The organism is Pelodictyon luteolum DSM 273, assembly GCF_000012485.1.
Classification (GTDB): Bacteria; Bacteroidota; Chlorobiia; order Chlorobiales; family Chlorobiaceae; genus Chlorobium; species Chlorobium luteolum.
The window spans coordinates 1-13,199 of record NC_007512.1 but is presented as its reverse complement, the minus strand read 5'-3'; the positions used below and the strand labels follow the sequence as shown (position 1 = coordinate 13,199).

Sequence of the window (13,199 nt, the reverse complement as noted above, 5' to 3'; positions counted from 1 at the left end):
CATGATAACACATGTTTTTCGGGGGTCTGGTGTTTTAATTTCTAACCGCTTCCGCAACTCTTTGGCTGACGCCGGTGCCGGGAACTGGCTGGCAGTCAGCGGTCCGTACGACGCATGTACACTTCTTTATGCAGGCCCTTCACCCAGGCATCGAACAGCTCCTGCTTCTTGTTGTCAAGGGCAAGCTGCTCAAGCAGAGGATAGTCTTTCTCGGGATCAAGCACATGCGGCACGATACGGTCATTCAGACGGAAAATACCGAAAAACGGATCGCCTTTCGGCGGAGTGATTTTCGTCGGCCTGCTGATGTCGCCCGGTGTGCGAAGCGCATTGACAATGTCGCGAAGCTGAGGTCGGAGCATGGAGGGATCAAGATACTTTCCGGCAGTCCCCGAGGCAAGAACCAGCCCGCCAAGGCTCGCAGACACCGGGTCATCGGAATAGCTTCCGGCCATTGTCGCAAAGTCAACCTTTCCGGCCAGCACCTTTGAGCGGATGGCGTCAAGAAACGCTGCGGCCTCGCCGTCATCACTACCGGAACGCTCAAAAGCCACAAGGATATGCCGCACATGGATGGAACTCCCTTCACGACCGAGGCGCTGGATGATGTGGTAGCCGTAGCGCGTCTCGACAATCCCGGACACATGACCGTCCTTAAGTGCATAGGCGGCATCCTCGAACGGCTTGACCAGCTCACCGCGCTGCACAAAACCCAGATCGCCTCCAAGCGGAGCCGAACCCGGGTCCATTGAGTAGCGACGGGCCAGTTCCTCGAAACTGAGGAATCCTGACCCCTGCTTTTTCTGGATCTCCTGTATTTTTTTAAGTGCCTCGGCCTTTGACGCAGAGTTCACGCCGGGAAACTTCAGGATCTGTGATACCGATACCTCCTCAGGAAGATTCGGCATGGAGGCCTGGTTGCTCCTGTAGAAGGACATAACCTCTCCATAACCGATCGTCACCGAAGAGAACTTTTTCCGCTTCAGGGTTTCGATCATCTGTTGCCCGCGGAGTTCGTCTGCAAGATCCCTCCGGATAGCATCAACACTTCGGCCTAGCCGCCGCTCCATATCCTCTTTCGAAGTGAACCGCCCGCTGAGCTGCCGGAACCTGTCGACAGCCATCGATGTCACGGCGTTCTCGTCAATGGAAACGCTGTCGATCTTGGCCTTGGTGAGAATGATCTTCTGGTCGATGATATTGTCGAGAATGGTGCTGCGCAGGGAAGCCTCATCCTTAAGCCCGGGATACTGCATACGGGTCATAAGCTCACGACTGTCAAGCTCAGACTTGAATATGACTTCGCTGCCGACCACTGCCACAACCTTGTCGGCCACCACGGCAGCAGAAAGAGTGGGCGGCATGATCAGGAGTACTGCTATTACTGCGAAAACTGAGTGCAATGCTTTTTTCATAACCTTGGCTGTTCGTGATGAAATGATGAGGGCGTAAGGGGGAATGAATCGCCTCAAGATTTGCTGCTGCCCCTGAGCCTGACGGGAGTCTTCGAGAGCCTTAGCCAGTCAAAAACAAGCGGAGCCGCGACGAAAATCGACGAGTAGGTTCCAATCAGAATACCGGCGAAGACGGCGAAGGCAAACCCCCGGATGGCTGGACCGGCAAAGAGGAAAAGGACGAACACCGTCAGAAGGGTGGTGCCCGAAGTTATGATGGTCCTGCTGAGGGTCTGGTTCATGCTCTCGTTGAAAATCCGCTCATACTCAGATGGCTTCTGGTTGCGGATCCTTTCCCTGATCCGGTCATACACCACGACAGTATCGGTAATCGAGTAACCGGCAATGGTCAGGAATGCAGCAATGATGCTCTGGTCCATCTCAAGCGGCATGACGTCAAAGACGCCGCCAAGAAGGCTGAAAAGCCCGAGTACAATCAGCACGTCATGAAAGATGGCAACCACGCCGGCGGCTGCGAACTTCAGCTCAAACCTGATGCCGACATAGAGCAGGATGGCCAGTAGCGCTGCAACCATGGCTTTAACAGCAGACCACTTGAGGTCGGATGCGATACTAGGGCCGACGGCGTCAATACGGACAATCTCATGCGGAGCATCCTTCATGCGTGCATTCAGTGCGCTGGTAATCAGCAACTTGAGATCATTGGTCTCGCCGCTGAATACCGTGCTGAGAAGGAATGAGCGGTCAAGGCCGTACTGCTTCAAGGTTCCCGAAACCCCGGCATCGCGGAGTACGGAGCGGACCTCGCCGACAGGAACGTCTTTCTCAAAGCGGATGACCACCTCGGAACCGCCCCTGAAGTCAATGCCGTAATTGAGTCCCTTCACCGCAAGGGAAACGAAACCGGCAAGAAGAATCGCAAGAGAGACTCCGTAAGCGATCTTCCGATAGCGGAGAAAATTGATGCTGGTTGAATTGAAAATCCTCATGGGTTCGTGCGTATTGAAAAAATTAACCGAAGCTTTTAGCTGTCATCTTGTTCCGTGAAAGCAGGAACTGGAATATCTCGCGGGTGACGACGATGGAGGTGAAAAGACTTGCCGCCGTACCGATCATCAAGGTGACGGCGAAACCCTGAATCGGACCGATGCCGTAAGTATAGAGCAGGAAAGCTGCGGCGAGCGTGGTGACATGGGAATCCAGGATGGAGGAAAATGCCCTGTCATAGCCCTGCGTAACGGCGGCCGTAACCGTTCGGCCATCAGCGATCTCCTCGCGGATGCGCTCATAGATCAGTACGTTGGCGTCCACAGCCATACCCATTGTAAGCACGATGCCGGCGATACCCGGTAGGGAAAGCGAGGCATTGAATCCGGCAAGGACCGAGAGAACGATAAGAACGTTCAGGACAAGTGCGGTATCTGCTGCAAGTCCAGCTGTCCGGTAGTAGATGATCATGAAGATGACAACCGCCGAAAAACCCCAGATCATCGACTGGAACCCTGCGCGGATGTAATCAGCGCCGAGAGAGGGGCCGACGGTACGTTCCTCGATAATCCGCACTGGAGCGGGAAGTGCTCCTGCTTTCAGGACGATTTCAAGGTCCTTTGCCTCTTCGAGGCTCTGAATGCCATTGATGACGGAGTTGCCGTTCGGGATTTTCGACTGCACGACAGGTGCGCTGTAAACTGCTCCGTCAAGCACGATGGCAACGCGTTTACCAATATTTGCACCGGTAATGCGTGCCCATTTCGAGGTCCCCTCGGAATTCATCGACATGAGCACCTCTGGCTGCACACCCTGCGATCCGAAAGTTGCTTTGGCTTCGGTGATGACTCCGCCGGTAAGTTCAGGGGTCTTCTTGACGAGATAAAGATCGTGGTAGCTGAGGGCGTCGTTGCCCGTTTCGGGCCTGGCCGAAATCAGCATCTCGCTGTCGGGAGGCAGAAGATCGCGGACTGCAGCATCGCGAAGCAGTGCGGAAACAAGGTCGCGGTTGCGGGCATCGATGACAGCGCTTCCACCAGGAGAAACACTGACAAGATCATAGAGAGGTGAAATCGACTGCTTTCCTGTTGAAGCGGCAGCTATGGTACCCGCAGCCATGGCGCTGTTGATCCGGTCCAGAGTCCTGATGAGGGCATCGGGTTCGCGCAGGAGCCTGAACTCAAGTTTGGCGGTTCCTTTCAGGAGGTTGCGCATCCGGTTCTCATCGGAGACGCCCGGAAGTTCGATGATGATCTTACGGTTTCCCTGCGTGGTGATCATCGGCTCAGCCACGCCATACTGGTCGATGCGGTTTCTGATGATTTCGCGGGCCCGCACCAGTGCATCGCCAGCCTCATTCCGGAGCTTGCCCTGTATTTCGCTATCAGTGTTGCGGATATCGTAAAAGTAGCGGCTCAACCTGATATTGTCTTTTTTGAATGCAGCCGTGAGCAGGTCGACCACATCAGCATCACTGGTCCGGGCCTCTTGAGCGACCGCTGCCATGAGAGAGTCAAACCGGGCATCACGGTTCCATGCCTTCTCGCTGAACAGGTCAACCTGGTCGACTTCCATGACGAGATGCATGCCCCCTTTCAGGTCGAGTCCGAGTTTCAGGCTTTTCTGCCGGGCGTCCTCAATTTCGTTCCGGTGGCTGAGTGTGTAGTTCAGGCTGTCCTGCTGTGAGGAAAGCGAGGATAGCTGGCGTGAAAATGAATAGTCCCGCCAGGTCGGCCAGAGAGACCAGAGGGCGACCAGCGTAACTACAGCGATCAGAAGCAGATTGAATCGTTTGTTTTTCATTGATGACATAGTCTTTTACCAGCAAATGGACGGATCAGCCAATATATGAAACAGGGCAGTGATTAACTAACAATCACGCCGCAGGGAGGGCGGCATAGCGGCCTCCAGCCAAAGGCGGGGAAGCTTTACCGCGGCGGGCTCCGGATGAATAATGGCTCCATTTATTCGTATCTTTATACTCAAGCCAAGAAGAATGCGAATTATTTACGCAATAACCTGATTGAATGCAGAGAGCGATGGCCATGTATGATGTCATAGTTGCAGGAGCAGGACATGCAGGCACAGAAGCGGCGCTTGCCGTGTCGAGGTCGGGCCTCTCATGCCTGCTCGTAACAACGGACCTGAACGCCGTGGCAAGGATGTCATGCAATCCCGCAATCGGCGGTGTTGCCAAGGGGCAGATTACCCGGGAGATCGATGCGCTAGGCGGAGAAATGGCCAAAGCGATAGATTCGACAGGGATCCAGTTCAGGATGCTCAACCTGAGTAAAGGTCCTGCGATGCATTCGCCAAGAGCCCAGGCAGACAGGGTGGCTTACACGGCCTATATGAAGCGCGCTCTTGAGGAGGAGGTCAACCTTGACCTTCTGCAGGATACCGTCACTGGCATTGAACAGCGCGAAGGAATACTGCGCGGAGTCCGGCTCCTCTCGGGACGGCTTGTCACCGGAAGGGCCGCAATCCTGACTTGCGGAACATTTCTGAACGGACTGATCCATATCGGCATGGACCACTACCCCGGGGGGCGCACTATAGCTGAGCCCCCGGTGACGGGACTGACAGAGAACCTCATACTGGCGGGTTTTGAAGCCGGAAGACTTAAAACAGGCACCCCGCCGAGAATCGACAGGAGAAGCGTCGACTACTCCAGAGTGGAGGAGCAGAAGGGAGATGAGAACCCGCCCCCGTTCTCATTCAGCACCCCCACCCTCAAGGGCAGGGCTCAGCTCTCCTGCTATGTTACACATTCGTCTGAACGGACCCATGAGATCCTGAAGACAGGATTCGACCGCTCTCCACTTTTTACGGGAAAAGTACAGGGTATCGGCCCACGCTACTGCCCGTCGATTGAAGACAAGATCTTCAGGTTTCCCGACAGGCCAGGGCACCATATCTTCCTTGAACCCGAAGGGTTCGAGACCAATGAGATGTACGTAAACGGTTTTTCGACTTCCCTGCCCGAAGATATCCAGATAGACGGCCTGCGTTCAATGAAGGGACTGGAGGAGGTAAAGTTGATCAGGGCCGGGTATGCCATTGAATATGACTATTTTCCTCCGTACCAGATACACAGCACCCTTGAAACGAAAAGGATCAGAAACCTCTACTTTGCAGGGCAGATCAACGGAACCTCGGGCTATGAGGAAGCGGCCGCACAGGGACTTCTAGCGGGGATTAATGCCGCCGCAGACATTCTGAAGAGACCTGCCCTTCGCCTGAAGCGTTCGGATGCATACATAGGCGTTCTTGTTGATGACCTGGTCACAAAAGAGATGAAGGAGCCATACCGGATGTTCACGTCCTCGGCTGAGCACCGCCTGATGCTCCGTCATGACAATGCCGATATCCGCCTCATGCATTTCGGGCACCAGTCAGGTCTTGTCAGTGATGCGGCAATGGAACGATGCCGAACAAAAATGCGGGCCATAGGGGAGATCAAGGCACTTACAGAAAAAACAGCAATTCCCGCAGAAGTTCTTGACTCCTTGATTTCGAAGCAAGGCCAGCCACATGCCGCAAGCGGACAGAAGATATCCGCTGCAATCAAGCGTCCCGGCATGAGCCTTGAAATCCTGATGAACTCGCTACCGCCCTTCAGGGAGGCCCTACTCTCCATCAGCACGGACAAGGAGGCCCATCAACAGGTTGAGATTGACTTGAAGTACGAAGGATACCTTAAACGAGAACTACTTACTGCCGATAAAATTGCGCGCCTTGATGCCCTCCAGATTCCCTCTGAATACAACTACAGTTGCATCAAGGGGCTCTCTTCAGAGGGAGTGGAAAAACTGATCAGCCACCGCCCGGAGACCCTCGGCCAAGCCTCCCGGATTTCCGGAGTCTCCCCCTCAGATATCTCGGTGCTGATGGTTCATATCGGCCGGTAAATGACGCCAGATGTTTCACGTGGAACATCTTGGCGCAGCAACACCAGACATCACCCTATAGGTCCGGGGAAAGAGGCCCTGCGGCAGAAGAAGACGAACGTTAACTATGGATACAATTATCAGTGACATTCTGAAAAATGAACTGCTCTTCGGCAAAGACAAAGAGGAGCGGATAGTCGGTGCATACCCGATCTCAGATACGCATATCCGGCTGTTCAATCGCACGAATGAAGGCGTCACATCGCATGACGAACCGCTCTATCCATTTTTTTTCTTGACCGACGCAATCCTTCTTGAAGGCTATATCCCTGTGGACGGGAGCAAATATTGGCTGATCAAGCTTGACGGGGATAACCATTATCGCAGCCTGGCGATATTCAGAAACCTGAAAAGCTCTCGCGGAGCATTGGATCATCTTGCAGGAAAGAAGCCTGATGCACAAGATAATAGAGGGATAGACGCCGGTGAAGGAGGACTGGAAGTCATTCAGAATGTATACAGTCGGGGAGATGGGGTTACCCAGTACATGATGCAGACCGGAAAGACATTCTTCAAAGGAATGATATTCGACGAGCTCTACAGGATGCAGCTTGACATAGAAACCCTGTATGATCCGGCCAAACCGCCAAAGAAGGGTCGCGGAATCGGTGAAGATGAGATCATCATCATTTCGATGTCAGACAATCGCGGATGGGAGATGGCCATCCACTCGCGTGACCGTAGCGAGAAAGAGCTTCTTCGGGAGATGGTCAGAATCATCACAGAGAAAGATCCAGACGTGATTGAAGGACACAACATCTTCAGTTTCGATCTACCCTATATACAGGCTCGTTGTGAACTACACCGCGTTCCTTTCGCCATAGGAAGGAATGGCACCTTGCCGAAATCCTACCCCGCAAGCATCCGCTTTGCCGAACGCAGCATTGATTACCCTTTTTATGACATTCCGGGACGCCACGTCATCGACACGCTCTTCCTTGTCCAAAGCTATGATATTACAAAACGTTCGATGCAGAGTTATGGACTGAAAGCTGTTGCCAGGCACTTCGGATTTGCTTCGGAAAACAGGACCTATGTGGAGTACAGCGATATTGCCGAAATGTGGCGGACGAGGGACGACAGACTCCTGGCCTATGCTCTGGATGACGTTCGTGAGACCAGGGAACTCTCCACCCTTCTTTCCGGAAGCAGCTTTTACCTCTCACAGATGCTCCCCTACACCTATGCAATGACTGCAAGAATCGGACAGGCGGCAAAAATCGAAGCTCTGTTCATCAGGGAATATCTCCGCCTCAAACATTCCGTCCCCCGTCCGACACTTGGTCAGCAGCATGCGGGAGGCTATACCGAGGTGTTCAGGAAAGGGGTGCTGGGGCCGATCGTCTATGCTGACGTGGAGTCGCTATACCCGTCGATTATGCTCTCGTACGGAGTCTGCCCCAAAAGTGACAGTTTGAAAGTCTTTCCGGGCGTACTGGGTGACCTGCGAGAACTCAGGCTGAAAGCCAAGGCCCTTGCCGGTGAAGAAAAGAGAATGGGCAATACTTCGCTGGCTGCAAATTACGATGCCATGCAGGGATCGTTCAAGATCCTCATCAACGCAATGTACGGGTATCTCGGATTCAGCGGCGGCCTGTTCAACGATTTTGATGAGGCCGACAGGGTGACGTCCACCGGACAGTCCATCGCAAAGAAAATGATCCGTGAATTCGAATCGAGAGGATGCAGGATCATCGAAGTCGATACTGACGGAATTCTCTTCATTCCTCCCGACTCCGTCAAGAGTGAGGCAGAAGAACGGGCCCTGGTTCAGGATGTCTCTGAACTGATGCCCGATGGCATCAACATCGGTTTTGACGGTCGGTTCCGAAAAATGATTTCCTACCTGAAAAAAAACTATGCGTTGCTGGACTATAACGGCATAATGAAAATGAAAGGTTCTTCACTGACCAGCCGTAGTGGTGAGAAGTTTGGAAGGGATTTCATAAGAAGGGGATTTGAACAGCTCCTTGCCGAGGATATCACGGGACTTCACGACCTCTACCGTGAGTACAGAAACAAGATCCTGAACCACGGACTGGATATTACTGATTTTTCACGCACCGAGAGCATGAAGAGTTCTCTTGAGCAGTACCGGGAAGATGTAGCATCAGGAAAACGCTCAAAATCGATCACGTACGAAACCGCCATCCGCTCCGCCATCATGGTAACGAAAGGCGACCGGATCACCTACTACATCGCAGGAACTGGACAGGGCGGAGCAGCGAGCGACCGAGGGAAACCAGCTGCGGAATGGAGCAGGGATAAACCGGATGAAAATACCTCCTTCTATCTGAAACGGCTGGATGAATACTGCCAGAAATTCATACCTTTCTTTAAACCGCAGGATTACAGCTCTATATTTTCAGATGACACCCTGTTCTCATTTTCTCCAGAAGGCATTGAGCTTCAGGAACTGATCCTTTCGCCCGGAGAAGGGGATTAAGCCAGGAGGGAACGATAACTGTAAGTATAAGCGTAGTAAAGGTATCTGAAGAATCAACATCAAACCCACGGAACATCAATATGACAGACAAGAACATCCTCCCGGTAAGCCCAAGCGTGACCTGGATCGGCGTACTTGATCCCGGACTTATCACCTTTGACATCGTCATGGAGACTAAATACGGTACGACCTACAACTCCTATTTCATCAATGCTGAGAAGAAGGCCATCGTAGAAACGACCAAAGAGAAGTTCTGGCCTGAATATCTCGCCAAGATAAAACAGGTTACCGATCCGGCAGAGATTGAATACATCATAGTAGACCATACCGAGCCAGACCATTCCGGAAACGTTGCCAACCTGCTCAAGATTGCGCCGAATGCCACTGTTGTCGGCAGCGGCAACGCGCTGAAATTTCTTCGCGACCAGACCGGCCACGACTTCCGCTCGATCGCTGTGAAAACCGGCGACACGCTTGACCTCGGAAACAAAACACTTCATTTCATAAATGCCCCGAATCTCCACTGGCCCGATACGATCTACACCTGGCTTGAGGAGGAGCGCGTACTCTTTACTTGCGACTCGTTCGGTTCACATTTCTGCAATGAAAAAATGTACGATGATGAAGTAGGGGACTTCGACGACGCATTCACATACTATTTCGACGCGATTCTACGACCGTTCAGCAAATACATGATACAGGCGATCGAAAAGATAAAACCCCTGGACATTTCAGTCATCTGTCCCGGGCACGGTCCAATTCTGCGCAGCGACTGGAAAAAGTATGTCGACATGTCGCAGCGTTATGCAATGGGAGCCATCGCACTGCCGAACGAAAAGAACATCCTCATTGCTTATGTTTCGGCCTATGAGAACACGATGCTTCTGGCAAATAAAATTGCCGAAGGATTGAAGAGTTCCTGCGACTTCACCATTGACGTGTGCGATATCGAGCATATGCATTTCTCAAAGCTTGAAGAGAAGATTGCCCATGCATCAGGCATCATCCTCGGCTCTCCCACCATCAATCAAAACATTCTGCCGCAGATCTACGGATTCTTCGGTGCAATCAATCCCATCAGGGACAAGGGCAAGCTTGGAGCTGCATTCGGGTCGTATGGCTGGAGCGGGGAGGCGTCAAAAATGATTGAGGGTAATTTCACTATGCTCAAGTTGAAGGTATTCGAGCGCAACATGATGGTGAAGTTCAAGCCACACGAAGAGGCGTTCAAAGAGTGCATCGACTTTGGGAAAGCCTACGCTGAGAAAATGATTGAAATGTACCGCCTTAGCTGCAACATCTGAACAGAACGGCCATAAGACGGCTTGCTTCAATAGAAAACCCTCCCCCGCTGCTACATGCGAAGGAGGGTTTTCGGCTTCAGATAAGCCTCGTAGCAGCCAAAGATGCAGAAAAGAACCCCCGAAGGGGGCGCGGCAAATCAGCGAAAAATGATTTCCTTTACCATTGGTTTTTCAAGAACTGCGTTGAGTTGCCGGACAATATCCACCTTGCGGTAGTTCAACTCCATCCGCCATGAGGAGTTGCGGACCCTGACGAACAACTGGCCGTCCGAAAACCGCTCTACTGTGGTTGCACGAGCAATTGCAGGACCGACAACCCCGCCCCAGGCCTCAAGCGCCTTGAACTGCAGGAACGCCTCCCGCATGCCAAGCGTCTGGTACATTTCCCCTGCAATAGCAGAGAACGGTTTAGGATTGCGAGTTCTTGCCATCTTCAGCCCCCTCTGTATCCCGGAAGTGCTGTAACGCTGACAGCCTGAGATGCCGGGTGAAGGCTTCCATCCGTCGTGGTTAGAATAGTCTGGCCGCAATCCTCAAGGATATTGAAAATTTCGGATGTCCTTTCTGCATCAAGTTCACTGAACATATCGTCGAACAGGCATATTGGGCTTTCGGGAAGCCGATGGCTGAAGTAGCGGAAGAGGGCAAGCTTCAAGCTTATGAGGAAAGCGCGCTGCTGACCCTGTGAACCGTATTTTTTAATTTCCCTGCCGTTTGAAAGAAACAGCAGATCATCACGATGCGGCCCGGACATTGTCTGAGTGCGAAGTAGCTCCTGCCGCTGAGTCTCTTTGAAGCGTTTTATGTAACGGTCCCGAAGTTCATCACGAGAAAGGCCTGAATCGATAGTCCCGAATGAAGAACGATACGTGACCAGATGGGATCCCTTTCCGGCAAGACTGGTCTGCAGTGGCTCGAAATAAACCGAAAGCTCACCAAGGAAGCTGATGCGCCTGAGGGTAACTCCGGCAGCAAGATCGGCCAGGTTCTCAGTCCAGAGATCAAGCATCTCTCGTGATCCACCGCTTGAAGAAGCGAGCTGCAGAAGAAGGGCATTGCGCTGCTGCAGCACCCTGCGGTAGTCAAGCAGCTCGTCAAGGTAACGCCGGTCCGATTGACTGAGTGCATTGTCAAGGAAGCGCCTTCGTTCCCCCGGTGAGCCGTTGACAATGGCTATTTCAGAAGGAGAAAAGGTTATACAGGGAATGGTGCCGACGTGCTGTGAAAACGGTTTAACCTCACTCTGGTTCAGCTGTACCAGCTTCCCTCTGTCTTTTCCGTATGATACCTTTACACTGAGCGACGTGCCACGCGTACTAACGAACTCACCGGAAATGATAAAATACTCTTCTGAGAACGCAAGACACTCGGATTCCGGCGCGCCCAGAAGGCTTTTTGTAAGCGCACAGTAATGGATGGCTTCAAGCACCGAAGTTTTTCCGGATCCATTGGGACCATACAGCACCGTAATACCCTCTTCAGGCTGGAAGGCAAGTGAGTGATGGTTCCTGAAATTCTCAACCTGTATGTTTTTGAGCCTCAAGGAGAGTACCTCATTTTAGGCACTCGTCGAAAATCGGCGCTTTTCAGGATGCCACTCATCATTGTTTGCAGGATCAGCAGATGCAGGGAAGAAAAAAGCCGACTGCGCAGTGCTGACGGCTTTCAGAGTCAGGCTCAGTTGTTTATGCGGACAGGCATGACAAGAATGATCAGGTTGTCATTCTCTTCTTCTCCATGAGGGCGGAAAATAACTGCGGTCGTGGGGCTTTTCAATTCGATGCGTATCTCGTTTTCATCAAGATGGGCTAGAGCAGCTTCGATGAAACGTGAATTGAATCCGATGGCCATATCCTCACCACTGAACTCACATGCCAGTTCCTCCTGCGCCGACTCACCCTCATTGGTATTCTCGGCCATAATCTTCATCATCTGACCCTCTAGAACGACCTTGACATCGCCTATGCTCGAAAACCTGCCGACCCGTCGGACAGAATCATAGATCATTGAACGGTTGATGATGAGGTTCCGGTCGTGTTCAACCGGGATGACAGCCTCATAATTCGGGTAGGGTTCGACAATGAGGGCGGCATCGAGCACAATGCTTCCACAGATGAAGCGGACAAACTTCCTTTCACTGTCGAATTGCATGGTGACAGAATCGGTCTGGGCAAGTTTCTGGAGGATGGAAAGTACCCGTGCAGGAACAACCACCTTGTTTTTCTCGCTCAGATCGACAGATGAGGCCTTGCGGCATCGCACAAGGCGGTGACCGTCAGTTGCAACGGCAGTGATGATGCTTCCTTCAAGTTCGAACAGAACACCCATCATTGCAGGACGCATGCCGTCCACACTGCAGGCAAAGGTGGTTTTCTGTATCAGATCGAGCATTTCAGATGTCTCCATCTCAATGGAGATATCATATTGCTTGTCCTGTTTTTCAGGCTTGCTCTGGAAAAGGCAGGGAATGCGGTAACGGCCTTTGTCGGTCGAAATACTTACAGTTCCGTGATCGCTGATCTCCTGGCGTTCGATCGAAAACATGACTGAGGTGTCGTACATGCTTCTGAGAAAATCCTGCAGCGTCCTGGCACGGATGCCGATATTGCCGCTGTCAGAGGATTCGACTCCGCTTTTTGCGGTAATTGAAACTTCTCCGTCCGAAGCAAACAGCGTGAGCTCACCGGGTTCTAAGGAGAGGTTGATGTTCTCGAAGCGCTGATCGATCGATTTTGCAGGAATAGCCTGGGCAACTTTACTGACTGCATCCTGCAGCTGCCGGATTGAGGAGGTCAATTTCATCTGGTCCAACATTTACTGTTTGAAATTTTTTAAAAGGAAGACTGTTGTTGCTGTAGAGGGTGTTGATATCTTGATAACTCTTCTTCTTGAACCTGTAACTTTATACTTTTTAACTTTTTACTGTTCTTCAGCAGCGCCCATTTCATGTTGATAACCTGTTGGTGCGTTACTGTTCCGGGTGTTTACTGTTTGTTGATGGTTTCGGGTGCTTCAAGAATATGTTGATAGCCTTGTCCTTATCCATATTCCGCCAACAGGACGTCAACATATTGTCAACGTCTTCAATCAGGGGAGG

Annotated in this window: 9 protein-coding genes; 3 read left to right on the top strand and 6 right to left on the bottom strand. The window is 52.1% G+C overall.

The window, feature by feature from the left end:
- Positions 1-95: 95 nt before the first annotated feature.
- The 3 genes from PLUT_RS00045 to secD all read right to left on the bottom strand — a co-directional run bounded on the left by PLUT_RS00045 (position 96) and on the right by secD (position 4,214).
- The gene (locus PLUT_RS00045) at positions 96-1,364 is read right to left on the bottom strand and encodes a peptidylprolyl isomerase (RefSeq protein ID WP_238974595.1); all 1,269 of its coding nucleotides are present in this window, start codon (positions 1,362-1,364) and stop codon (positions 96-98) included.
- A gap of 104 nt (positions 1,365-1,468) precedes the next feature.
- Positions 1,469-2,404, bottom strand: coding sequence for a protein translocase subunit SecF (secF, locus tag PLUT_RS00040; RefSeq protein WP_011356776.1), 936 nt, complete (start codon positions 2,402-2,404; stop codon positions 1,469-1,471).
- A 22-nt stretch (positions 2,405-2,426) separates the two neighbouring features.
- A complete protein-coding gene (gene secD, locus PLUT_RS00035; RefSeq protein WP_011356775.1) occupies positions 2,427-4,214 on the bottom strand; it encodes a protein translocase subunit SecD in 1,788 nt (595 codons plus the stop codon).
- Between the two features lie 233 nt (positions 4,215-4,447).
- On the opposite strand from secD, the gene mnmG reads away from it, so the two are divergent.
- The 3 genes from mnmG (at position 4,448) to PLUT_RS00020 (ending at position 10,102) form a co-directional block, all read left to right on the top strand.
- Positions 4,448-6,313, top strand: coding sequence for a tRNA uridine-5-carboxymethylaminomethyl(34) synthesis enzyme MnmG (gene mnmG, locus PLUT_RS00030; protein WP_041463950.1), 1,866 nt, complete (start codon positions 4,448-4,450; stop codon positions 6,311-6,313).
- A gap of 106 nt (positions 6,314-6,419) precedes the next feature.
- The gene (locus tag PLUT_RS00025) at positions 6,420-8,798 is read left to right on the top strand and encodes a DNA polymerase domain-containing protein (protein ID WP_011356773.1); all 2,379 of its coding nucleotides are present in this window, start codon (positions 6,420-6,422) and stop codon (positions 8,796-8,798) included.
- Between the two features lie 80 nt (positions 8,799-8,878).
- Positions 8,879-10,102 (top strand): FprA family A-type flavoprotein, encoded by a 1,224-nt coding sequence (locus tag PLUT_RS00020; protein WP_011356772.1) that lies wholly within the window; start codon positions 8,879-8,881, stop codon positions 10,100-10,102.
- 137 nt (positions 10,103-10,239) lie between these two features.
- Here the strand turns inward: PLUT_RS00020 and PLUT_RS00015 are convergent, their stop codons facing one another.
- The 3 genes from PLUT_RS00015 to dnaN all read right to left on the bottom strand — a co-directional run bounded on the left by PLUT_RS00015 (position 10,240) and on the right by dnaN (position 12,904).
- Entirely contained in the window at positions 10,240-10,533 is a 294-nt protein-coding gene (locus PLUT_RS00015; RefSeq protein ID WP_011356771.1) for a DUF721 domain-containing protein, read from the bottom strand.
- Between the two features lie 2 nt (positions 10,534-10,535).
- Entirely contained in the window at positions 10,536-11,645 is a 1,110-nt protein-coding gene (gene recF / locus PLUT_RS00010) for a DNA replication/repair protein RecF (RefSeq protein WP_011356770.1), read from the bottom strand.
- Between the two features lie 134 nt (positions 11,646-11,779).
- Complete coding sequence (dnaN, locus tag PLUT_RS00005) at positions 11,780-12,904, bottom strand: DNA polymerase III subunit beta (protein ID WP_041463698.1); 1,125 nt, start codon at positions 12,902-12,904, stop codon at positions 11,780-11,782.
- Positions 12,905-13,199: the final 295 nt, after the last annotated feature.